Raw genomic sequence first — 22657 nt, forward strand, 5'->3', positions numbered from 1 at the left:
TTCATTCTAAGATTAAGAAATAATTATGAACGCTATTGAAACACACTTAAGCCAAACACTTAACTTTCAATTTATCCACGAGCATTTGTTTACTTCTGGACAACCGACTGCTGAGCAATTACAGCAAATTAAAGAGTATGGCGTAAACACGGTCATCAATCTTGCGCTCAGTAATAGCAATAACTATTTAGCCAATGAAGATCAAATCTGTTTAGAGCTCGGTTTAAACTATATACATGTGCCGATTTCATGGGATACACCCTCTGATGATCAATGCTTATTGGTCTTAGATATGATTGATCATTTGGTACAAGAACAAACTATTTGGGTTCATTGTTCAGAAAATTATCGCGTCAGTAGTTTGATGTATTTATATCGTCAATATTATATGAATATTGATATGCCAACCGCACATGAGGCCATGCATCAAATTTGGGAACCAAATGACACATGGACAGGTTTGACGCATGCTGTTGCCTTACAACTTCAAGGTCGTAAAGCAACACAAGAATTAAAGCTGGCTATGATCAATCCTGATCATTTTGCGTGAGAAATCAGCACTGTCGCTGTAGATAAAATACCTTCCTGACGACCCGTAAAGCCCAGTTTTTCCGTGGTCGTTGCTTTGATGCTAATCTGCGTGATTTCAACATCGAGAACGTCTGCAATGCTTTGGCGCATCGCTAAATTATGCAGCGCCAACTTCGGACGTTCACATGCCACAGTAATGTCAGCATTATTCAACTGATAACCACGATCTAAAATAAGCTGATAGACATGTTTGAGTAATACTCGACTGTCTGCTCCTTTAAAGCGAGGATCGGTATCGGGAAAATGCTGACCAATATCGCCTAAAGCCAACGCACCCAATAATGCATCTGTTAAAGCATGCAAAACCACATCACCATCTGAATGTGCTTTTAAGCCGTGTGTATGTGGAATTTGAATACCTGCCAGTGTGACAAATTCACCCTCTTCAAAAGCATGTACATCAAGTCCCTGTCCAATTCGAATATGTGCAACCATGCTCAGTTTCCTTTAAGAAATAAATGATTGAAATCTTGTATTCACGCTTTCTCTTTCGCTATAGTTACAAGCAGCGCAACATAGTGAAAGTATAAGCGATCATGCTGTTGAAAACCGACATAAAACTTATGAAAAAATTTAGTATTTTAGTGTGTCTAAGTTGTCTTTGTACCAGCTTTAGTTATGCTCAAGTCATTGACTGTGATGATCCGACTTCATCTAGCCTTAAAAAGATCTGTACTGATCAATTCAAGGACATTCGACAAAAATTAGACACGCAATCCATGACTGCTTTTTTAATCAGTGATGCGCCGCAGCGTTTATTAGTCGATACCCATCAGCTATGGCTAAGCCGCCTACAGCAGTGTAAATCCTTAGCATGCTATCAGCAGCAGATGGGCTTTAGAATTGATGATCTGAACTTCTATACATCGTTGAATCAAAGTTTGACCCAACACTATTTAAAGTTTGAACATGGGGCCATTGCCAAACAAGCTGTGCACCTACAAGTGCATCAACTGTCTAAAGATAAAATTAAGATTGAAGGTGTTGCATATCGTAGTCCCAATAACCGCATAGAAACTCAAACTATTTCGTTTTTGGCCTATACCACACCAGACCAAAAGCAAAACATTACGGACAATGAAAATAACTGCCACTACCAGTTCAACTTTCAAAAAGCCATTCTTTCTGTAAAAAGTGAAAGTAAAGCATGTAGTCGTTTTGTCGGTGTGTACCGTGTTTATGACTAAGCTGGCAAACAGATCAAAATAATGGACATCGAGAGGCTAAAGTCGTGCAAGTACTCAAGCAATGCTGCAACCTCCTAGAACAGAAAAAATTGACCATTGCCTTTATCGAAAGTGCCAGTTCAGGTTATCTATCCAGTCAATTTTCGATTTATAAACATGGCGGAGCTGACATTTTACTCGGTGGACTGGTGAGTTATGACCCCAGTATCAAATGTGAAATTTTAAAGATTGATCCTGCACTTATTCAGCAGTATACAGCAGAGTCGATTGAAGTCACTGAAGCTATGGCGCTTTACGGTCATCGACTATTTCGTTATGCCGATATTATTGTCTCGTGTACAGGGCTGCTCAAACCTGGTGGAAGTGCGACGCCTGAAAAACCTGAAGGCACCTTTTATATTGCCATTCATTATCAAAACAGTTTAAGCACTTACCATTATTTACTACTAGGCAGTGCGCTTGAGCGACTTGATCAACTTACGAAAAACGTCGCTCAAATGGTCATTGAACGTGTTCAAAATGCTTAAATCTTTACACTAAATTTGATTTTTCTACATTTAGAGCCTTTAAACTGAACCATAATCAATAAAAATGTGAAGCGCCTCATGATGATGAAAATAATCCATCCTCTACTTTTCAGCACCTTACTTTTTTCAAGCCACAGTTTTGCAACTGTAGGGGGACCACAAAATATTGAAGTTTTAGGTCTTGACCAAGCTGATCAAAAAATTTATGTGATGCGACATTATTTAGATGGTCGTGGTCGTTTGCCACAATTGTATTATTATCAACTCAACAGCAAAACACCCTCCAAGCTGATTGAAGTAAAGTCTTTATATATCAATCCAAAAACTCAAAAAATTGACTATGATCAAGACAGCCAGAAGTTTGACCGTGACATTGCAAAAATAAAAAAACAACTCAAAGCTTTAACGCCAATTCCACCCAAGCAGGTTAAAATTCAAGTCATCAGTAAAAAGACTTCAAAAGAACCCTCTTGGTATGACCCTAAAGTCTCCATCCCGAAGTTTAGCTATCAATATCAAGTGAAATACAACAATTTGAAAAGTCCCATACACAAGGCGGTAGACTATAAAAATGGGCTGCGCATTTCGCAAAGCTATAAAGTTCCTAATCAACAAAAAACGTTGGTGACTGTTCAATATCTCGGGATTCCTTTTGAAACAGGTTATAACATTGAAGATCCTGTTTTATTGATGCCTAAAAAATAAAGCCTCAGAAGAGGTAATGACAGTCAGTGAAGAAACTGACTGGGATTTTATTTTAAAATTCATGATGTTATTCGATACACGGAAACGTCATCCGCAACTGTTCGAGGCAAAACTATTTTAAAAAAGTAAGTTTTCTGCGATTAATTAATCAATAAAATGGATTTGGCGAGTTTTGCGGATGACAAATGCTTTTGATTACTTTGGGCTTATCCAAAGTAATAGATGAGCTCCAAGTATATGATTTAAAAATATAAGACGCCGTCGTGCATAACTAAAAAGCTAAGGGCTTTACTTCTAAAACCCTTTACTGACTGGCACTATTCCGAAGAGGCTTTTTTATAATATATCAGAGCTTTATATTAAGCCGCTGAACGTTCTTCAATTGGCGCCACTTTACGCAGTTCAGGCCCTGTATAGTCCGCACTTGGGCGAATAATACGGTTGTCCGCACGTTGTTCCATCACATGCGCTGCCCAACCTGTCACACGGCTCATCACGAAGATGGGTGTGAAGAGTTTGGTCGCAATATCCATGAAGTGATAAGCAGATGCATGGAAGAAGTCTGCGTTACAGAATAATTTCTTCTCACGCCACATCACTTCTTCACAGCGTACTGAAACTGGGTACAGGACCGTGTCACCGACATCTTTGGCTATACATCGGTAGCAAATAGTTCTAATGATAGTGGGACATCTTCTGATGTTGTTGACGACGGATATAATATTTACCCGAATTACACTTGGTTCTACTACAGCAATATGGGTTCTGAATACATTCAACTCAGTGATCTAAGTACACTAGCTAGTCCAGTACTTAATACCCCTCACTTCCATAGAACAAAATTTGCTGGAGTACACGATACTGAGCTGTGGGTAATCCTTGAAGTGGCCCTACAAACCGTAGAGCTACCAACAAGTGACTACTCACCTGTTGATGTTCAAGTGCTGAGAGCATCTACAGATGAAGACGGTGATGTTGTAGTCGAGATACCTTTTGCTATGCGAAATATTGAAACACCCAATAATGAAACATTGGTCTACACTATCGCTTATTACTCATCTGAAGTTACAAAGACTATTGAGGAAGATAACTTTCCTGAAAATAGTATGGACGGTCAAAGAAAGATATTTGTTCGCCCATAATAGGAAAAGCCACGTTTATAACGTGGCTTCTTTTAGTGCAGAATAACTGCAAAATACTTAGTGCAGAATAAAAAACAAAATAGTGCAAAATAGGCCGAAAACTTACAATAAATTAGTGCAAAAAACCGAAAACTTACATATAGACCAACGGACTATCGAAAGGATGGACCACAAAATAGACCGAAAAATCCGATGGTCTGAAAATAGCAGACATTAAAAAACCTCATAACTCAAAGAGTTACGAGGTTGAATTTGGTGGGCCCAGACAGACTTGAACTGTCGACCAACGGATTATGAGTCCGCTGCTCTAACCAACTGAGCTATAGGCCCTATAAAATTGCAAAGCGATTATATTCAATAGCTTGGCAGTGCAGCAATACTATCTAACATTTTCCTATTGAGCAAGTATTTTTTACTTGTAGTCCTATAGTAGACGCTAGAAATTATTGTGCTATATTGCAAAGTATTGCAATTGGTAGTGATTCTAGCGATGTCATCATCCAGAGTAAAGCTCACAAAGACACTTATTGACCAACTCGAAATGACTCCTGCCATTTATCGTGACATTGAGCTTATTGGTTTTGCTATTCGTGTCAATTCAACCTGTAAAACCTATATCGTTGAAAAGAAGGTTCTTGGTAAGACAGTACGGTCTACAATTGGTCTACATGGCAATCTAACACTTGCTCAGGCGCGAGACATTGCCCGAGATAAGCTTGCTCAAATGACGCAAGGCATCAACCCAAACGAAATGAAACGCAAAGCTATTGCGGATGAAAAAGCTAAAACCGACCTATCAAGAAGCAAACCAACATTAAAAGCAGCTTTTGATAATTACTTATTCCATAAAACCTTAAAACCAAGAAGCATTAAAGATTACACCATCGTGATTGATGACTATTTAAAAGATTGGAATAATTTAAAGCTGGATGATATTTCTCGTACTATGATTCAGGCTAAACATACAGAGCTATCACAACGAAGTAAGGCTCAAGCTAATATGGCCATGCGCGTTTTTCGTGCCATTTATAATTATTCAGTTGAGCATTATCTAGATGAAAATGATAAGCCGATTCTTGATGCTCACAATCCTATTAAAACCCTAAATGCTAAAAATGCTTGGAACAAAATTAGACGACGTAAGACTTATATCAATGAGGATCAAATGCCTGATTGGATTAAAGCTGTATTTCAATATAAAGATCGTGGCCAACAATTAGAAACTAACCGCGATTTTTTACTGACTTTAGTTTTGACTGGCTTTAGACGTGAAGAATGTGAATCCCTCCCTTGGTCAAGTGTTGATTTAAAGTATGGGCGCATAACATCTATAGATCCGAAGAATGGCGAACCTCACACATTGCCAATGGGTAATTTTCTACTTGAATTAATGAAAAAGCGCTACTCACAGGCCACTACAGAATGGGTGTTCCCTTCTGCTAAATCGTCTTCGGGACATATTGTTAATATTTCCAAAGTACGACAGAAAATTAATAAATCTTGCGGAATTGAGTTTAGTTTCCATGATCTACGTCGAACATTTGGTTCTATTGCTGAAAACTTGGATTATGGTCGATACACAATTAAGCGCTTACTCAACCATAAGGAAGAAGATGACCGCGATGTAACTGCAGGTTATGTACAAGTTAGTGAAAGAAAATTACGTGAAGCAATGAATGCTATTGAGGACATTGTTTTAGGTGAATATAAATCAACTATTTTCTCAAAGATAGAAAGCTAATGGCCTACATCACCAAAGATGGTAAGTGGCTTGCATATCGAGATGCAACACAAGAAATAACTGAATATGATGATTTTTCAGATATCCAGCAGGTATATCAACCCGAATGGTTTTGGGTCGATAACAAAGATGATGCCAAAGTATTCCATGCTGAAAGTATCGCTAGTTCATTTCTAGTAAGACGACGTGGGGAGTTTTGGAAAGGTGCTAAGGTTGTTGGGAAATGAAAAAGTTAGAAATTATTTTTACAGTAATTTTAGTGATTACCATTATTTGGGGAATACAGTGGATGTTTCATGGTTTTCCAGTAAAACCTTCAAATATTAGTAATTCGAAACCTACTGGGGATATAGTTTCCAATCTGAATGAGTTCTTAAATGATCCTGCTTTATCACAAATAATAGAAAGCTGTGTCCCTCTTTATAATGCTGATTTCAGAAAACGAAATCCTCAAGAAAAAAAACTACCAGATTTAATTACAACTTATGATTTTAGTAAAAATCAATTAATTAAAACCAACTATCGTACAAAAAAGCATGAGGCTAACTTATCAAATATAAATACTATTAATGAGTTCTTTAATGTATTAGATAGTCCAATGAGCGACCCCACAATACTACAACAATGTTTTGGAAATTATGGTTACACACTTGATGACATGAGAAGAATTAAGAAAAAATTTAGCAATTTTGTAAACTCTAATTAATTACATATTTAATATAGTAGCGCTTATATGAAAGCCCTAACTTGGAGGGCTCTTCAATTATTACAGTGCGGTAGAAAATTATTTCTTAAAGTATGCCCTACACCCTTTAATAAACATTTCATTAATATTCATTTCAGGGTGATTCTTCTCATCATCACATTGATCAGCCAACTTGAGGTTGTTATCACGTGCGTATTGATAGCCCGAATACTCTTCAGTGCCTTCCTTGAAGCCTCCAAGCGTGTCAGGTCTCATTTGATACTGGAAAAAGATGAAGGCAGCTATGCCGATGACTGCAAGTATTCCATTGACGATCCTAAATTGTTTTGAAATCATTTTTATTCTTAGTTTGGTTGTTATTTAAGCAGTGATCATAAAGAATAAAAAGGAATAAGTCTATGTGTGCAAACTTATAAAAATTGGGAAGTGAAATATAATAACAAATATGTATATGAGTTATGAAGAGGCAACAAAAAACCATGACAGAGGGAGTGATATGTCATGGTTTCATTATTCTATTGATTCTTGAAAATAAGAGCTTTTTAAGGGCTACAAATTTCGAAGATGGACTTTATAATTTTTACATGCAGCACAAAAATAATTCTAAAAACAATAAAAAAGTTTAAAATAGTCAAAATAGTATCAACAACATCATTGTGTATGATACTAGTTAAAATAATAGATATACATAAAACAAAAAACCAAATATATGATTTTAAAATGTAAAAAACAGCTTTCATATATTTCAAATCAAATAAAAAATTCAAATTTTCTTTGTTCATAACCATTAAATTAACTTAAAAATCTTACTACTTTCAAGGCTCTGAAAAAACATTTCAAAACTAGGGCGAATATCCTCACCTTCAAAAGTAATATATTTTAAATTTGAGTGATCTTGTAGGTCTACAATAGACTTATCAACTGTTGCTAGAATATTATATTCAGTACCAAATTGATCTTTTACTGTGACTTCTTTTTTTAACATAGATGAATCCTTAATTTAAATTATTTAGAAATTATAACTTGATTAAATTACTTTATAATTTAACTTAAACATCTGATTTAAAGACGTATAAAAAGTTCTTCCATCTAGGTTCAAATCAACTTCTTTACCTGATTGAAGAAGTATTCGCTTACCCACTTCTATAGTTTTTAACCCATTACGAGTATTTTGTATTTTATTTAAAGGGATGAGCGACACTATAATTTCTGTACCATTTTTTGATTTTGCAATTAAATCATTTATTTTTAACAACTTGTATCCTATTTCTGAAGGTTTTCTCGATTTGAAAAAACTTTAAAACTAATTTTCAATTTATAAAAAGCACTGTTTAGTGCTTTTTATTACTGTCAATTATTGCTTAGATAGCAACAATATTTACAGCATTTGGTCCTTTTTGACCTTGAGCTACACTAAACTCAACCATTTGGCCTTCAAACAGTGTTTTGAAACCTGAATTAGCAATTTCGCTAAAATGGGCAAAAACATCTGGACCTGATTCTTGCTGGATAAAACCGAAACCTTTAGTTTCGTTGAACCATTTTACAGTACCTTTAACAACATTCGAGTTTGACATAATAAATCCTACTGATTTTTTAATAATTGTGAGTCATTTGATTGACTGTTTATAACTTTGAAAATAATAAATTTTGAGACTTAAAATCTGAAAAAACGAAGGATTATGACTAAAACTGCGATACTTAAAGAAGATTTACTGAAACAAGACTTTTTTCTAGTTAACTTAACTATACACTAAAAATTAATTTAATCAAGTTTTCTTATATATATATTTATCCACCTTATGTATTTTTAATTTTTACAATAAAATTAGTCCTTTATTGTAAATACACTAGGATATTGTTACCCTGAAGCTCAGTAATATTGATTAACTAGTGAATGCGATTTTATAACTCTGTAATAATAATTCTAGTTTTTTTAGTTTCGGGAATGATGATTTTTTCCCATATACAAAGCTCCTACCACCCTGCAAACTTTATTACTGCATCTATTGATAAGTAATTAAATTCAAAATCAATCAGATGCTTAAACACTTTTAGTCGTATCAATATATTAATTATGAACGCTTATCCCCTCACGATAAAACTTATACCAAAGCCCTCATTTAGATAGAGAGCTTTTTCAATACACACTGCACACAAACAATGACATGCACCTTTGTCGAAATCGAATGCGCTGTGCAGCCTGAAAGCAGGATGCACAGTATTAATAAATTAAATACCCTTTTCATAATCAATTAAAACTTTGGCCACTGCTTTTGCAGCAGTCCAATATTTCGCATTGAATTGGGCAAGCTCTTCATCATTAGAGATGAAGCCTAGCTCCACGATCAAGCCACCAGCATTCACAAAACCTAATTTTCCTCGTGCTGACTGGGTTTGATCAATCCAACCATCATCGCCACGTAAACGACTTCCAAACACTCCTGCTACAGCCTGAGACAGCTTTTGTGCAAGTATCTTGCTTTGTGGCAAAGCAATCGTTTCAATCCCATTGGCTTGTTTAGATGTTGCAGCATTCATATGAAACTCAACTGCAATAGATGCCCCCTTAGCCAAGGCAATTGCATTGTTCAGAGGTAGATTAATTGCCCCTGTACCATCTGTCTTGATTGCGACACCCGCTGACAAAAGATAATGTGCTACAGCATTTCGAAAATTTCGAACCAATTCCGCTTCTTTGTATTTACCATTCACTGCACCAGGATCAGTATTGCTGTGCCCTGCTGTGACCGTGACAAAGGGTTGAATCTCAGTGTGTAATTCAGGCTGCTTTTTCAGTCGAGCAAGCACCATTGCTACACCGACAAATATACCCACCCATTCAGCAACGTTTTCAGGAATCTTGTTTTTCAACTCTTGTGGAATCACCTCCCAGACACTTAAAAACTGTTCTGAGAATAAAATCAGGGCATAAAAAAAAGCGCTTAATGCGCCTACTTGTACCGACTTGAGTTTCCAAGCCTGTTTCCAGTTATCAATCAATTTCATTTTTCCTCTCTCATGTTTTGTTCATAAAGTTTATTGCGGACTTCTTCAACCGTTCTTAAGAGTTGATCAGATTGTTTTTCAAGAACCTGAATACTCTGGGCGTTGGTCGTGGCTTGAGTATTTACTGTGTCTGTTTTGCTCGTCTGAGTATTCCAAGCGACTACAAACAGACCTGCTAAGAAAATGCCGCCAAAGCGCACAAGATTAGTAATGCTGTCGATTTTGGTTTTACTTTCGTGCAGCTCTCTGATCTGTGAGTCCACCTCCTTAAATCTTGGCTCAACTTCATTCCTGAGCTGCTTAATCTCACTTTTGAAGTTTGACTTAGCTCGGTCTAAATCTTCTTGCAGATTGTCACGAGTCTGAGTTAAGTCATTTCGTGTCTGTTGATGCTCCTTATTGAGCTGCTCCAACTGCATATTCATACGGTCGAGCTTTTGGGGCATTTCAGCTAACTTATCCATGTTTTTGGATATGTCATTAATCTTGTCTGAGATGGCAAGAAGCTGCCCTGCAGTCGCTACTGGTGGATCAGATGAGTAGTCATTTGGCATTGCGCCCCCTAATTTCTGGCAATAAAAAAGCGCCTTGCGAAACAGTGTTTCTCAGAGCGCCATATACTTTTCTAAACTTAAACTTCTATTTGAATCACTTCACCCAATGGTGCGAGTCGTTTAATCTCACCATCAGATACGAATACAGATGCTCCTAAGTTATAGCGGGTTGAGCTGGTGACCAGATTTAAGCCTGATCCACCTATTACCAACACTTTGTAGTTGGGATGGTCCACACTGGTAATAGTTCCTACAAACTCTGCAGCCGTAGGAAGCAAATCAATTAAACGCTGTAATGCATTACTCACGATTGACACGCTCCACTTTCACAGTTTGATTGACGATCGCATGGCTGAACGAGACGCTAAAACCCTACAAATACGAGCAGTTCAGCTTACAACCAATAATGTCAGTGATTCACAGGTGCTTGGTGATTTACTTGATCAGATTCCACAAGATGAGCGGATTGACTCTGTTTATACCGATGGAGCTTATGACACCAAGCAATGCCGTCAGGTCATTGCAGATCGGCAAGCGCATGCGGTGATTCCACCTAGAAAAAATGCGAAACCATGGAAAGATACAAAGAGTAGCTCGCTAGAGCGAAATGAATTACTTCGAACAATTAAACGTTTAGGCAGGACACTATGGAAAAAATGGTCAGGCTATCATCGGCGAAGTTTGGTTGAAACTAAGATGCACTGCATTAAATTATTAGGAGATAAACTCAGCGCAAGGAGTTTTGGTAGCCAAGTCAATGAGATCCATGCACGTGTAGCAGTCCTTAACAGATTTACGGAATTAGGTCGACCACTTACCCAAGTTACGCCTTAAATTTGGCTCAATTCGGGGCGCTTTGCATTTCAAAACTTTGTGCAACAAAGCCGTTTTTAATCACCCATTCTTTTAATTCCACGGCGGGCGCAATGCGAATTGCTTCTTCTTCCTCAGCCTGATCAATAAGATCCGTCGGTGGGAATGGTCTGATTTGTTCCATCTTCTATTCTCTCTAACTGCGACTTAATCCAACGAATCACACTACCCGACTCAATTGCATGTGGCTCAAAACGTTGAATCTTGTAACCCATATCTTCAGCTAGATCATACTTATTAAATGCATTTGCTATCTTTTTTCCACCACGCCCGACAGCCCAAGGACTTCCCGCTATTTCAATGAGAAGTCGCAACTTCACAATATAAAAATCAAATCGCCAGTTTTTAGTGGATTCAAATTGAAATCTACGCTCATAGCCAATTAAATGTTCTTCTAATTCTTGGAATAGCGCTTCCTCAGCTTCTAAGTATTTTTCTTTTGCCTTTGGTAAAGGTTTAGAGCGTGGTTTGGTTTTAGGTGGGCGCTTTTTGGTTTTCCAGAAGTAGTCGTCTGCATTCATATATTGCGCCCATTAAAAAACCACCCGAAGGTGGTTTAAAGTTTATGACTCAAATTCTATACTAGTTAAAAATGTATTTTTAACTGCTTTTCTAATTCAGATGAAATTCGCTTACTTGAATGAATTGCATCATCAATTAGTAAATCTTTCCTTTTTGGGTCAATAATCATACTCGGGTTTTCAATAACTGTATCGAAAGTGATTGACTCATGGTATTCAGAATAATACTTATTTAGGTTTTTTTTAATATTTTTGACGAAACTAGAAGTTTTAAAGACCGAAGTGATTGGGCCTCCACATGGAAAATTATCTATTTCAACCTTAATGAAAGTTAAATATAAAGAAACCTTTTTCCGATCCTTTTCGAGCTCAACCTTGCCTTTGGGTTCATCTAAGTCATGCAACATCGAATCAATAAATTTCTCATTATTTTTTATAATAAGATCATTAATGGACTTGATTGATTTCATAAGCATCATCTTATGCTGTCTAAAAATAAAGAAATAAAGACTTGAGATAGCTCCCAAAATAGTTACGATAATTCCAATATATTTACTGATATCAATTGCCATCCAATATGATAAAGCAATTAAAATCAACAAATTAAGAATAGCTAAAATGTTAGTCATGCGCGTTTAATATATTGAAAAATTCTATCTTCAATTAACTCTTTAAGCTCAATATCTACTAAAATTTTAAGGTGTGATTGAATTAGCTCTTTTTTGATGCCTGCACGAACAAGCCCACCAAAAGCCTCTTCAAGAAATGAAGAGCCCGCCATTGATACGTTATTAAAATCAAGAACTAAGATTTGATCAGATTTCTGATTAATGAGATTAGAGAAAAAAGGATATAAAACTTTTTCTCTAAAGGCTTCCCCACTAAACTCTCCATCCGTCTTTTTACGCCCCATAGGTCTATGATGAAATTCATTCCCTACATCATAAATAACATTTTCCATTTTAGGCATCTCTTTGTAAACTTTTGTTGGCAAGGTTTAGTGGTAATGACCAAATAACTGTGGTTCCTTGAACTGCTTCTGGATAATCTTTTGGGCCTGCTTCCGAGGACCATGCGCCATTTCGACTAATAACCATCACCTTGGATCCATCCATATCTTGCTCCACCTGCATGATATCAGTAAAACCCTTACCTCTGTAATCCAGACCTGTTGCAGATTTGTGCAATTTAGTCGCTAATTCAATCAACTGTGAATCTTTTTTGGATAGATACAGGTCATTTAAGTTCATCATCTTCTCCATCCAAGTAACAGGTACAGTAGATGGTATGGTTTTTCCAAGATCAGATAAAACGATATAACAGCTATCACATTCTGGATCTATAGCGAAAAATAGTAGCCATTTTTTATAAGAGTCATTTAAGTCATAAGCATGGTTAATAACATTTGTTATTGCTTCTGAAATAGCATTATGAAGAATTAATTTACTTTTTTTATCTTTCACAATTTTATCAATGTGGTCTTCAATTTCATCATATTTCTCATCTAACTCTGCGCTAATTCCTTCAATAATATTCCATCTTTCTACAATTTTTAGTAATTTGGTGGGGCTGTATTCCGCTACTTTCATCAGTTTATGAATACCTAATTTAGAAAGCATGGCACGCACAGTCGTAAATGAGGATGAACGCCCCTTTATGTTGAGTTTATTACTTAATTTATCAAGTTTATGAACAAGATAGATTGCTCCATCAGGATATAGTACCTCAACATTCTTAAAATCAAGAAATATCGGTTTATTTGTAGTATCTCGAATATGAATATGTTTAAGAGCCTTTAATAGTTTCGCTCTATATGCTGGATTTGAAATCGAAATGTATTTCGGAAATTTAACAGTTACCTCCTTATCAAAAGAAAGACCTGTTAATTTTATCTTAATTTTTTTATTTCGATACTTAATATTCAAACGAATTTGTCTGAGAATTAATTTATGACTCGGTTTTCTCACAAATTCTAACTCTTATTAACTTCTCAGTAAGATAATATAAATTTTCAAAAAATCAATCATTTAAATGCTTTTTTCATAAAAAACTTAAAATAGAAAAATTTCAATCAAAATTACTCTTTATTGTGTTTTCATTTCACCTTCCAACCACACAACAAGACTCATCTTCGTCAACTCTAAAAAGTCCAATATCAGTCAGGCTTAACATACTCTTTCAACTTAATCATGATGCCGTCAATCGCCAGCAACTCATTACGAGTCAAGCTAGAACATCTGAAGATTCAAATTTCCTCTTATGCCCCAAGATATCTGATTTGCACCAATATTCATCTAACTGAGTGTTAATTAAATCTTCTTCCATAGATTCGAGAACATAAAAAAGCCTTAACTCTTCATTTCTTTCTAAAATCTTAAGTCTATATTTTTCTATTTCAGCCACTCCAGGCTTGGCAATAACTTTCTGAAACCCAGCGCTAAATATTATTGGTGCAACTGGTTTTTCGTATTCACATTGCCACTCTATTTCGTCAGCAACTCCCCCTACAGCTAAAATTTCCCTAACCTTACCTGCAGCTACCCCACCAATAACCGCGATTTTCATAAAAATCTCAATATATAATGTAAAGATAGATTGATAACACATTGAAATATTTAAACAAGCATAATATTTTAACAAATATTTTCTAAGCTTCAGTTTATATCTAATGACCTACATCCCATATAATGAAACTATGGGTTATGTATATTTTAGTAATAAGAAAAAACCCCGCCAATAATGCATATGAGCGGGGTTTTATGTGCCGTAATCCGTTCGGCAAAAAGGAAATGTAAATTACTCAATAAAAAACCCGCTTACCTCTCCCAAAGGGCTTTGTTGCACAAACCTATCTGTAAAGGCTTTTTTAGCGATATAATTTTCAAATGAAGAAGCCTACACACAAAATCTACCGCACAACCAATTGGCCCGCATATAACCGAGCACTCATGAGTCGCGGAAATATTGCCATTTGGTTTGATCCTGCTACGCAATGGTATGCGCCATCAAAAGGCAAACAAGGGCGAAATCAAACCTACTCCGACGCAGCCATCCAATGCTGCTTAATGATTAAATCCTTATTCCGTCTGTCTTTACGTATGGTCACTGGCTTTGTGCAAAGTCTGATTAAACTTTGCGGATTAAATTGGATAGCTCCAGATTACACCACGCTTTGTAGAAGACAAAAGCATATTGATATTGTAATCAGCTACCAAAAAAGTAGCGATGGGCTGCATCTACTCATGGACTCTACAGGCATGAAGTTTCTAGGTGAGGGCGAATGGAAACGCAAGAAACATGGATCTGAATATCGTCGCCAATGGCGTAAACTTCATATTGGTATAGATGCCAAAACCCTACAAATACGAGCAGTTCAGCTTACAACCAATAATGTCAGTGATTCACAGGTGCTTGGTGATTTACTTGATCAGATTCCACAAGATGAGCGGATTGACTCTGTTTATACCGATGGAGCTTATGACACCAAGCAATGCCGTCAGGTCATTGCAGATCGGCAAGCGCATGCGGTGATTCCACCTAGAAAAAATGCGAAACCATGGAAAGATACAAAGAGTAGCTCGCTAGAGCGAAATGAATTACTTCGAACAATTAAACGTTTAGGCAGGACACTATGGAAAAAATGGTCAGGCTATCATCGGCGAAGTTTGGTTGAAACTAAGATGCACTGCATTAAATTATTAGGAGATAAACTCAGCGCAAGGAGTTTTGGTAGCCAAGTCAATGAGATCCATGCACGTGTAGCAGTCCTTAACAGATTTACGGAATTAGGTCGACCACTTACCCAAGTTACGCCTTAAATTTGGCTCAATTCGGGGCGCTTTGCATTTCAAAACTTTGTGCAACAAAGCCCTCCCAAAGTAAGCGGGTTAAATTTGCGCTTTATTACTAATTCTTTAATTCATCTTTATTTTTCACAGAATATAATCCCATTGTTTCACTATGATGAATAAATCACTCAATTTCTTAAATATCACTTAACTTCTTTCAAACAATCCCGACACACCTTGATTTCTTCATCATCAATCGTTTAATCGATCTCAGTCGCACCATGCAGGCCGAATAAGCACATCAGTAATCTAAGCATGATTTTACTCCTGGACAATCAAGCAATCATGTCGCAAGAAATGTCAGTTACTTTTACTTATAAAACATAAATTTATGATATTTATTTCCATAATAATGTCAGTAATTTTGTCGAACTAAACAAGATCCCCTCCTGGCTAATCAAGCATTTTAACTTGGTGTGATTACACTAATATTTCTCAGGGCAATAAAAAAAGGACGTGGCAAATTGCCACACCCTTGCCTTAGATTACGATATTGACCAGCTCGGCAACTGATCTACCGCTACTCGACACAATAAACTTCTCAAAGTTAGCTATTGATCCGCTTTGTGTCTTTCATCTTGATTAGTCGGGGTGTCACCCACAATTTATGGCTCTAAGGCTAACTCAATATGTGACGAAATCACATTGGATTCAAACCAATTTATACGGCTGGTTTCAGCATCCCACGGTAATCCTCCCATAAATAACCGAAGTTAAAAGTAGAGGTTAAGCAGCCATTAGAGGTGGCTTTCCTTTGTTAGCTTGATGTGGTCTTTCATGGTTGTAATGCCACAACCAGTTTGTTGCATAATCTTGTACTTCATCCAAAGTATCAAATAAATGCTTGCTCAGCCAACTATAACGTATGGTCCGATTATAGCGTTCAATATACGCATTCTGCTGTGGCTTACCCGGTTGAATATATTCAATACGAATACCGTGCTCAGTAGCCCAGCGCACAAATTCGTGACTGATAAATTCGGGACCATTATCGCATCGGATCACTAACGGTTTTTCTCTCCACTCCAGCAATTGATTCAACGTACGAATAACCCTGATTGTGGGCAATGAGAACCCTGCGTCAATGGCTAGGCCTTCGCGGCGGTAATCATCAATCACATTCAATAATCGAAACTTGCGACCATCGGAAAGCTGATCATGCATAAAATCTAATGACCAAACCTGATTTTCTCGGATTGGTTCTTTCAATGGTTCAGGCGCATGCCGTTTTAGTCTTCTTCTCGGTTTAATACGCAGATTCAGTGCCAACTCACAGTAAATGCGGTAAACCCGCTTGTGATTCCAGCAGCAACTCTCAACATGCCGTAAATACGAGAAGCACAAACCAAAGCCCCAATCGGAATTTTCCTCAGTGAGTTCAATGAGCTGTTCAGCAATGAGTGCATTGTCATCGCTGAGTTTGGCTTGATAGCGGTAGCAGGTTTCACTAATGCCAAATGCTTTACAAGCCAAACGAATACTAATGGCATGCTGGGCAACTGCCTGTTGTGCCATCTTACGCCGGCAAGATGGCTTTACCACTTTTTTGCCATCGCTTCCTGGATGATTTCGGCCTTTAATCGCTCTTCCGCATACATCTTTTTAAGTCTGGTATTTTCGGCTTCTAGCTCTTTCAGTCGAGCCATTAATGATGTATCCATACCACCATATTTGGCACGCCATTTATAAAAGGTAGCATTACTCATGCCGTGTTCACGGCAAAGGGTCGCTACAGGTGTGCCAGATTCTGCCTGTTTCAAGATGGACATGATCTGACTGTCAGTAAATTTAGATGTTTTCATGCAGAATCTCCTGCTCGTATCTTAAGAGAAAATTCTACTTTTAGATCCTATTATTTTTAGGGGGGATTACCCCACCGTTTGCGCTTTTAGCTGAGCAAATGAATGCATAGCGTCACAAATCCGAATTACCTAATGGCTGACGTTATTTCATAAGATCACCAGTGAGTCAGGTTTATAGAATCTCAGGCATTAAAAAGCCCAATCATTTGACCGAGCTTTGATGTAATTAAATATCTGGGTGGCGGCATTAAAATTTAAACCACTACGAATAAAGTCAAGCCGCCATAAAAAAAGCCTAATCCACGGGGACTAGGCTATAAACTTTGAATCTTTTTTCGTTGGTAGCGGGAGCTGGATTTGAACCAACGACCTTCGGGTTATGAGCCCGACGAGCTACCAGACTGCTCCATCCCGCATCAACGAGTTAGCTTTATACGCCCTAAGCAACCACAAAGCAAACTTTATTTGAAATATAAACACTTATAGTATTAACGAAATTCAAAATATCTAAAGCCTACCCTAAAATTGCTTCAGTTATAAATGCTGGATGAGATGCTCGATAGAGGCTCAATCTTCTCTTTTCACCCTCTAAAAAAAACTTGGGTTCTTCCGACCATATTGATTTTCTCGAATCAAGCCCGGATAGACCTACTGCCCAATCAGAAACAGCCCCATAAACAAAAGTATTATCAGCGAAAATTAATTTGGTCTTGTTATGTGTACTATTTATAAGAACTTTATGTGTTGGTAATGAACCGAATACACTAATCTGAGTGTAAATGTATTTATAGATTTCAGGCATATAGAGGAGCACTTAAAAGAGAGCGTCACTATACCATCTTAGTTGTTTAAAAAGCCCATCAAAGCCCATGCAATTTGTATACAGCAATAAAAAAGCCCTACATCTCTGTAAGGCTTTTCCCCTTGACTCATTTTGCGCTGATACAAGGAATCGTTGTTTTTATTTACAACAAAATAATTAAATCATTAATCGAATAAAAAATGAAGCAAAAAAAACCTGCAACTTGGGGAAGGTGCAGGTATAAACAGATATTAACTATCATGGAGAACTTAATACCAACTAATATACTTGGTTTATATTGAGATCTCATTCACATTTTATTCCAAATTATTTAGGAATAAAAAAAAGCCCACCATTTGGCGAGCTTTCCTTGATGCTTAAACCTATTCTTTTGAACACTTCACTTCAAACTGGTATTCGTCTTGGGTAACCTTAATTTTAATATTTTTATATTTTCGTTTGTTTGGATCCATTGCCGACCCTGCTACTTCCTCAAAAAAGCTACGATCATTCATTAGCTCGCCATACGCTTTATAACCCAACAAAATCTTTTCAGGTTTTTTGCCGTTAACTACTAATTCACTAAGAGTATCATCTAATTTCTTGACAGTTAGAATTGCCATTTCAGTTAAAGCTCAAAACAAAAATTCATTATTGCTTATTTTCATGAACAAACAATGTCAAAAAAAAGCCCATCAAATGATGAGCTTTTAAGTCTTGGTCTCGGATAACCCGTAATACGACCAGTATAGTGAAACTATAGCTTAGATTCCGAAATAATGGAATCCCTAGGCCTTTAATTCCTTGTAAGTATTTTTCTTATACTTTTCAACCGCCTTTGACGCCTCATCAATTGCCGACTCCATAGCCATCCGAATATCAACTTCTTGCATTACGCATGACTGGTGATAACCACGGCGAAGCGATTATTCGTTTAGATGGTTTTCGCGTTACTGCACGTTTTGAAGTTGAAGCATTTGAAGGCAGCTACGGCGTACCAGGTAATGAATTCACAGCTGTAGACGTAACCAGCCTTGATGAAGTGACCGTTTCAGATGCCCTACACACAATTGCAACTGGTGGGCATCACGGCTTAGTGTCGGCATTTTTAGCCAAAAACTATACTGGAGTCGTTGGTAGTTCAGCAAAAGAACCCGTCCATACAATTACAGCCAGGGACCACAATTCACTTGTTGTCAGTCATTTATCGAAGATGAAGAACAACTGCATTGGTCAGGAGTTGAGTGAACCGATCCACACCATGACCACTGTTAATCAGTTTGCTGAAGTACGCGCTTTTCTGACTGCCTTCTATGGCAATGAGAAAGACGGTAATTCAATTGGGGAACCTTTACGCACTATTCCAACACGTGACCGGTTTGGATTGGTAACTGTTGGCCAACAGCAATATCAAATTGTAGATATTGGTTTCCGTATGCTTCAACCAGTAGAGCTATTCAAAGCTCAAGGCTTTCCTGATTCTTATATTTTTGAAAAAGGATTGGATGAGCATGGTACCGAAATCCGACTGACTAAAACTGAGCAAACAAGAATGGTTGGTAATTCAGTTTGCCCTCAGTTATCTCGAGCATTGGTCGAAGCCAATTTTAAACATGAAAGCAAATATCGAGGTGCAGCATGAAAGACCTCCAACACATCGCCCAAGAACTTGCTGAAGAATTCGCACCACTCGTTATAGGTCAATCAGGTGCAACCAAGACATTCACGGCGGAGCAAGCCTCTGCCCTATATCACATCCTTGTAAGTTTTGGATATAAGGATGAATGCAAGGGCTTGGATACCAAATTACCGTTTGAGTTAATTGATATTAAGAAGGAGGTATCTTAAATGGCTCGTTTAACTAAAATCGATAAAATGTCTGCATGCGAAAAAAAAGCTGTAATTAAAGATTTTCGTAATGCGCCACCTGAAGCGGATTTTCCACCCGAAGCCATTGCACTAACCTTTCATATTTCACTGGCTTGGCTGCAAAAGAAGAGATGTGAAGGTGGTGGAATACCCTTTTCAAAACCGACAGCTAAAACAGTACTCTATCGAAAAAGTGATGTTTTAGAATTTATGGACAGCAACCGGCTCCAACACACAGCCTAATAAAAAGCCCTCAGTTGAGGGCTTTATTTTTGAATATGATTTTATATTTTAGTAAGTCTACTTAGAGTCTACAAATTGGAACCACAAGTAGACTCATTGTAGACGCTAGAGCTATTTCCGTAGATCGTAATAGATAGTCAGATATTGCAATATGCTGTAAATATAGGTGTTTGAGGATTATTTAAGATGCAGGATATTGCGAAATATTGTATGGAATTGCGAATTTTATAGGAGAATTTAGAATTATGAGTCCGCTGCTCTAACCAACTGAGCTATAGGCCCTAATATGCTGAATTTGTTATATGTCAACAAGTTCAGGCGGAATAAATACTAGCGAAGATTTTTCAAAAGACAAGCTTTTTCATACATGGTTGTACACTATCCAAACAATCAAGGAAATTTAGATCATCAAACTGACATATCAGGTCTTTCACGATCTTTGAGTTACATGCTAAGACTCAAAAGCACTTATAAATACTAGAATAATAGAATTTAATTAAATTGGATAAAAACTAAATACTGGCTTCTTCTTTTTTTCGTGACTCAATGAAAAACTCAATAACTGACCATAGAACAACCAAAAAAAAGAGAACGATTGCACATACAAAAGTCGAAAGATAAGCCATTTTAACAATCCTGAACTTTGTTAAACCAAAGTTAAAGTGTGAAAATGCACACTTTAATCTTAGACCAAAGTCTAATCCGTCATTTCGATTATGAATAGTAGTATTTTCATTTTCACCATATTTATTTTCTATTTGATTAGATTTAAAACATCTTAATGCTCCATTTCTACCCTCACCTTGTTCAACTACTTAGGATTCAAGCCGATTCATAAAAGTGGCAAGTACAACCAAGTAGGACTTGACTCAAACCGCAAACAAGCAGACATTAGCCTCTTTAAAAAACACTTGTATTTTTATGCTCATGTTAAAAAAATTCATTGGTGAGTCTGCGTTTAAACTCGCAGGCTGGAAATATCATGTAGAACCAAACGTTTTGGAAGACAAGCAAGTCATTATTGGATTTGAACATACTTCTATGTTGGATGCTGTCTTGTCACTGGCAATTTTTCAAATCTACGATATGAAAATCCATACCCTGATTAAAAAAGAATTATTCAAAGGGCCAATGAAGCCCATACTCGAAGCCATTGGTGGTATCGCGGTCGATCGTAAGTCAAATAAAGACATTGTGTCTCAAATGGTTGAACACTTTAGCCAAAATGAAAAATTCAATTTAGTCATTGCACCTGAAGCAACACGTGCCAAAACAGGTGAAGTACGTAAACCTATTCGTACTGGGTTTTGGCATATTGCTAAAGCAGCAAATGTGCCTATTGTACTCATGTACGCGAACTCAAAAACCAAGCAAGGCGGTATTTTTGGAAAAATCTACCCAACAGATCTAGATCATGACTTAGCGCTTATTAAAGCACTTTATAAAGAGCATGTTGGTTTAGATATTGAGATTCCAGAACCTAAAACTGCTGCACAATAAGGTCATTTAATTAACCTAAAAGAATGTGAAGACGCTATTCTTTTAGGTCTCTGTGGGTGTTTCCCAACAGTTAATTTTTAAAGTGAACTTCCTTTACAAGGTAAATTTGAAATAACTGTATTTATTTCAAACAATTTTAATTCTTTTTTGTTTGTTCAGGCAGATTTCAGAAAAACACCTACTTTCGCATAAAAAAGTGCTTATGGTAGAATTTGCACAATTTGATAGGCACAAAGCCAATCTACAAGGAGCATATTTCGCATGGCGGGTCATTCCAAGTGGGCCAATATTAAGCATCGTAAAGCAAAACAAGATGCTAGCCGTGGTAAACTTTTTACCAAATTTATTCGTGAATTAACAACTGCTGCAAAGCTTGGCGGTGGTGATGCTGCTAGCAACCCACGTCTTCGTGCAGTTGTAGAAAAAGCACTTTCTGTAAATATGACACGCGACGTCATCAACCGTGCAATCCAACGTGGTGCTGGTGGTGAAGATAACGATGATTTAAAAGAAATTACTTACGAAGGTTATGGTGTTGGTGGTGTTGCAGTTATTGTGGAAACCATGACTGACAACTTAAACCGTACTGTACCGGATGTCCGTCACTGTTTCTCAAAAACAGATGGCAACTTAGGCACAAACGGTTCAGTTGCTTTCTTGTTCACAAAACGTGGCGAGATCACTTTTGAAGATGTGTCTTTAGAAGATCAAATCATGGACGTGGCACTTGAAGCAGGTGCTGAAGATATCGAAGTGGATGAAGATGAAATCTTAGTCATTACTACACCTGAATCTTTTGGTGATGTACAAGATGCTTTAACTGCTGCAGGTTTAAAATCGGACAATGCTGAAGTGGTCATGAGCCCTTCAACTAAAGCCGAAATCACCGATATCGATCAAGCCAAAAAGATTATGAAAATGATTGATATGCTTGAAGATTTAGATGACGTACAAAACGTATATACCAACGTTGAATTCTCTGACGCGGTATTGGCAGAATTAGACGCCTAATCTTCTGCTTTAAAAATGCGTTCTCA

At 37.1% G+C, this 22657-nt stretch carries 31 protein-coding genes, 2 tRNA genes and 2 pseudogenes; 15 read left to right on the plus strand and 20 right to left on the minus strand.

Annotated elements, in window-relative coordinates; genetic code table 11:
• Positions 1 to 25 precede the first annotated feature (25 nt).
• Positions 26 to 550 carry a protein tyrosine phosphatase family protein gene (locus tag F986_RS06645; protein WP_004693352.1) on the plus strand — a complete coding sequence of 175 codons (525 nt, stop codon included), beginning with the start codon at positions 26 to 28 and terminating at the stop codon, positions 548 to 550.
• On the opposite strand, the gene ispF is transcribed toward F986_RS06645, so the two are convergent.
• Positions 538 to 1026 carry a 2-C-methyl-D-erythritol 2,4-cyclodiphosphate synthase gene (ispF, locus tag F986_RS06650; RefSeq protein WP_004693354.1) on the minus strand — a complete coding sequence of 163 codons (489 nt, stop codon included), beginning with the start codon at positions 1024 to 1026 and terminating at the stop codon, positions 538 to 540. The two genes, F986_RS06645 and ispF, sit on opposite strands and share 13 nt — an antisense overlap.
• Before the next feature lie 101 nt (positions 1027 to 1127).
• On the opposite strand from ispF, the gene F986_RS06655 reads away from it, so the two are divergent.
• The 3 genes from F986_RS06655 (at position 1128) to F986_RS06665 (ending at position 3010) form a co-directional block, all read left to right on the plus strand.
• Positions 1128 to 1778 (plus strand): A1S_1983 family putative colistin resistance protein, encoded by a 651-nt coding sequence (locus tag F986_RS06655; protein WP_026056450.1) that lies wholly within the window; start codon positions 1128 to 1130, stop codon positions 1776 to 1778.
• A 44-nt stretch (positions 1779 to 1822) separates the two neighbouring features.
• Complete coding sequence (locus tag F986_RS06660; protein ID WP_004693357.1) at positions 1823 to 2305, plus strand: CinA family protein; 483 nt, start codon at positions 1823 to 1825, stop codon at positions 2303 to 2305.
• Between the two features lie 78 nt (positions 2306 to 2383).
• Positions 2384 to 3010 carry a hypothetical protein gene (locus F986_RS06665; RefSeq protein WP_004693358.1) on the plus strand — a complete coding sequence of 209 codons (627 nt, stop codon included), beginning with the start codon at positions 2384 to 2386 and terminating at the stop codon, positions 3008 to 3010.
• Between the two features lie 359 nt (positions 3011 to 3369).
• Here F986_RS06665 and F986_RS06670 read toward each other — a convergent pair whose 3' ends face one another.
• Complete coding sequence (locus F986_RS06670; RefSeq protein ID WP_255209999.1) at positions 3370 to 3789, minus strand: citrate/2-methylcitrate synthase; 420 nt, start codon at positions 3787 to 3789, stop codon at positions 3370 to 3372.
• On the opposite strand from F986_RS06670, the gene F986_RS06675 reads away from it, so the two are divergent.
• Positions 3769 to 4152: a hypothetical protein gene (locus F986_RS06675; protein ID WP_004693364.1), complete on the plus strand. Its 384-nt coding sequence runs from the start codon at positions 3769 to 3771 to the stop codon at positions 4150 to 4152. The genes F986_RS06670 and F986_RS06675 overlap by 21 nt on opposite strands.
• 253 nt (positions 4153 to 4405) lie before the next feature.
• Here the strand turns inward: F986_RS06675 and F986_RS06680 are convergent.
• Positions 4406 to 4482, minus strand: a tRNA-Ile gene (locus tag F986_RS06680).
• A 160-nt stretch (positions 4483 to 4642) separates the two neighbouring features.
• Between F986_RS06680 and F986_RS06685 the strand changes: the two genes are divergently transcribed.
• Genes F986_RS06685 through F986_RS06695 form a run of 3 tightly spaced genes read left to right on the plus strand, consistent with a single transcriptional unit; the run spans position 4643 to position 6599 of the window.
• Positions 4643 to 5893, plus strand: a complete 1251-nt coding sequence (locus tag F986_RS06685; protein WP_026056451.1) for a site-specific integrase — start codon at positions 4643 to 4645, stop codon at positions 5891 to 5893.
• A complete protein-coding gene (locus tag F986_RS06690; protein ID WP_004693368.1) occupies positions 5893 to 6120 on the plus strand; it encodes a hypothetical protein in 228 nt (75 codons plus the stop codon). The genes F986_RS06685 and F986_RS06690 overlap by 1 nt, the downstream gene beginning before the upstream one ends.
• Positions 6117 to 6599, plus strand: a complete 483-nt coding sequence (locus F986_RS06695; protein ID WP_004693370.1) for a hypothetical protein — start codon at positions 6117 to 6119, stop codon at positions 6597 to 6599. The genes F986_RS06690 and F986_RS06695 overlap by 4 nt, the downstream gene beginning before the upstream one ends.
• Before the next feature lie 78 nt (positions 6600 to 6677).
• On the opposite strand, the gene F986_RS06700 is transcribed toward F986_RS06695, so the two are convergent.
• From F986_RS06700 to F986_RS06730, 7 genes are all read right to left on the minus strand, one after another.
• Positions 6678 to 6935, minus strand: coding sequence for a hypothetical protein (locus F986_RS06700; RefSeq protein WP_004693373.1), 258 nt, complete (start codon positions 6933 to 6935; stop codon positions 6678 to 6680).
• Between the two features lie 451 nt (positions 6936 to 7386).
• Positions 7387 to 7584, minus strand: coding sequence for a hypothetical protein (locus tag F986_RS06705; RefSeq protein ID WP_004693376.1), 198 nt, complete (start codon positions 7582 to 7584; stop codon positions 7387 to 7389).
• A gap of 42 nt (positions 7585 to 7626) precedes the next feature.
• The gene (locus F986_RS06710) at positions 7627 to 7854 is read right to left on the minus strand and encodes a hypothetical protein (protein WP_004693379.1); all 228 of its coding nucleotides are present in this window, start codon (positions 7852 to 7854) and stop codon (positions 7627 to 7629) included.
• Between the two features lie 106 nt (positions 7855 to 7960).
• Positions 7961 to 8176: a cold-shock protein gene (locus tag F986_RS06715; protein ID WP_004693381.1), complete on the minus strand. Its 216-nt coding sequence runs from the start codon at positions 8174 to 8176 to the stop codon at positions 7961 to 7963.
• A 655-nt stretch (positions 8177 to 8831) separates the two neighbouring features.
• Positions 8832 to 9608 carry an N-acetylmuramoyl-L-alanine amidase gene (locus F986_RS06720; RefSeq protein WP_004693384.1) on the minus strand — a complete coding sequence of 259 codons (777 nt, stop codon included), beginning with the start codon at positions 9606 to 9608 and terminating at the stop codon, positions 8832 to 8834.
• Positions 9605 to 10162 (minus strand): coiled-coil domain-containing protein, encoded by a 558-nt coding sequence (locus F986_RS06725; RefSeq protein WP_004693386.1) that lies wholly within the window; start codon positions 10160 to 10162, stop codon positions 9605 to 9607. The genes F986_RS06720 and F986_RS06725 overlap by 4 nt, the downstream gene beginning before the upstream one ends.
• A 77-nt stretch (positions 10163 to 10239) precedes the next feature.
• Complete coding sequence (locus tag F986_RS06730; RefSeq protein WP_004693388.1) at positions 10240 to 10470, minus strand: hypothetical protein; 231 nt, start codon at positions 10468 to 10470, stop codon at positions 10240 to 10242.
• Between the two features lie 52 nt (positions 10471 to 10522).
• Between F986_RS06730 and F986_RS06735 the strand changes: the two are divergent.
• Positions 10523 to 10996 (plus strand): annotated as a pseudogene (locus F986_RS06735) (IS5 family transposase); the annotation flags it as partial.
• Between the two features lie 7 nt (positions 10997 to 11003).
• Here the strand turns inward: F986_RS06735 and F986_RS18380 are convergent.
• The 6 genes from F986_RS18380 to F986_RS06760 form a co-directional block, all read right to left on the minus strand.
• Complete coding sequence (locus tag F986_RS18380; protein ID WP_004693392.1) at positions 11004 to 11159, minus strand: hypothetical protein; 156 nt, start codon at positions 11157 to 11159, stop codon at positions 11004 to 11006.
• Positions 11119 to 11556 (minus strand): PDDEXK family nuclease, encoded by a 438-nt coding sequence (locus F986_RS06740; RefSeq protein ID WP_004693393.1) that lies wholly within the window; start codon positions 11554 to 11556, stop codon positions 11119 to 11121. The genes F986_RS18380 and F986_RS06740 overlap by 41 nt, the downstream gene beginning before the upstream one ends.
• A 65-nt stretch (positions 11557 to 11621) precedes the next feature.
• The gene (locus F986_RS06745; RefSeq protein WP_004693395.1) at positions 11622 to 12185 is read right to left on the minus strand and encodes a hypothetical protein; all 564 of its coding nucleotides are present in this window, start codon (positions 12183 to 12185) and stop codon (positions 11622 to 11624) included.
• Positions 12182 to 12517: an STAS-like domain-containing protein gene (locus F986_RS06750; RefSeq protein ID WP_004693396.1), complete on the minus strand. Its 336-nt coding sequence runs from the start codon at positions 12515 to 12517 to the stop codon at positions 12182 to 12184. The genes F986_RS06745 and F986_RS06750 overlap by 4 nt, the downstream gene beginning before the upstream one ends.
• 1 nt (position 12518) lies before the next feature.
• Complete coding sequence (locus tag F986_RS06755; protein WP_004693399.1) at positions 12519 to 13523, minus strand: ATP-binding protein; 1005 nt, start codon at positions 13521 to 13523, stop codon at positions 12519 to 12521.
• 256 nt (positions 13524 to 13779) lie between these two features.
• Positions 13780 to 14121 carry a hypothetical protein gene (locus F986_RS06760; protein ID WP_004693401.1) on the minus strand — a complete coding sequence of 114 codons (342 nt, stop codon included), beginning with the start codon at positions 14119 to 14121 and terminating at the stop codon, positions 13780 to 13782.
• 320 nt (positions 14122 to 14441) lie between these two features.
• Between F986_RS06760 and F986_RS06765 the strand changes: the two genes are divergently transcribed.
• Positions 14442 to 15374 (plus strand): IS5 family transposase, encoded by a 933-nt coding sequence (locus F986_RS06765; protein ID WP_035332755.1) that lies wholly within the window; start codon positions 14442 to 14444, stop codon positions 15372 to 15374.
• A gap of 756 nt (positions 15375 to 16130) precedes the next feature.
• Here the strand turns inward: F986_RS06765 and F986_RS06770 are convergent.
• From F986_RS06770 to F986_RS06790, 4 genes are all read right to left on the minus strand, one after another.
• A protein-coding gene (locus F986_RS06770) for an IS3 family transposase (RefSeq protein ID WP_115613870.1) occupies positions 16131 to 17206 on the minus strand; the annotation gives its coding sequence in 2 pieces (ribosomal slippage) (positions 16131 to 16954 and positions 16954 to 17206; 1077 coding nt in all).
• A 339-nt stretch (positions 17207 to 17545) separates the two neighbouring features.
• A tRNA-Met gene (locus tag F986_RS06780) sits at positions 17546 to 17622 on the minus strand.
• 98 nt (positions 17623 to 17720) lie between these two features.
• On the minus strand, positions 17721 to 18008 hold the full coding sequence (locus F986_RS06785) for a hypothetical protein (RefSeq protein WP_017397023.1): 288 nt from the start codon (positions 18006 to 18008) through the stop codon (positions 17721 to 17723).
• Positions 18009 to 18391: 383 nt separating this feature from the next.
• A complete protein-coding gene (locus F986_RS06790) occupies positions 18392 to 18631 on the minus strand; it encodes a hypothetical protein (protein ID WP_004693409.1) in 240 nt (79 codons plus the stop codon).
• A 425-nt stretch (positions 18632 to 19056) separates the two neighbouring features.
• Between F986_RS06790 and F986_RS06795 the strand changes: the two are divergent.
• From F986_RS06795 to F986_RS06815, 5 genes and pseudogenes are all read left to right on the plus strand, one after another.
• A pseudogene (locus tag F986_RS06795) lies at positions 19057 to 19650 on the plus strand (DNA cytosine methyltransferase); the annotation flags it as partial.
• Entirely contained in the window at positions 19647 to 19856 is a 210-nt protein-coding gene (locus F986_RS06800) for a hypothetical protein (RefSeq protein ID WP_004693413.1), read from the plus strand. The pseudogene F986_RS06795 and the gene F986_RS06800, both read left to right, overlap by 4 nt.
• On the plus strand, positions 19857 to 20120 hold the full coding sequence (locus F986_RS06805; RefSeq protein WP_004693415.1) for a hypothetical protein: 264 nt from the start codon (positions 19857 to 19859) through the stop codon (positions 20118 to 20120). It begins immediately after the preceding gene.
• A gap of 927 nt (positions 20121 to 21047) precedes the next feature.
• The gene (locus F986_RS06810; protein ID WP_026056467.1) at positions 21048 to 21620 is read left to right on the plus strand and encodes a 1-acyl-sn-glycerol-3-phosphate acyltransferase; all 573 of its coding nucleotides are present in this window, start codon (positions 21048 to 21050) and stop codon (positions 21618 to 21620) included.
• A gap of 261 nt (positions 21621 to 21881) precedes the next feature.
• On the plus strand, positions 21882 to 22631 hold the full coding sequence (locus tag F986_RS06815) for a YebC/PmpR family DNA-binding transcriptional regulator (RefSeq protein WP_004693421.1): 750 nt from the start codon (positions 21882 to 21884) through the stop codon (positions 22629 to 22631).
• The last annotated feature ends 26 nt before the right edge of the window (positions 22632 to 22657 follow it).

This window comes from Acinetobacter johnsonii CIP 64.6, assembly GCF_000368045.1.
In the GTDB taxonomy this organism is placed as follows: domain Bacteria; phylum Pseudomonadota; class Gammaproteobacteria; order Pseudomonadales; family Moraxellaceae; genus Acinetobacter; species Acinetobacter johnsonii.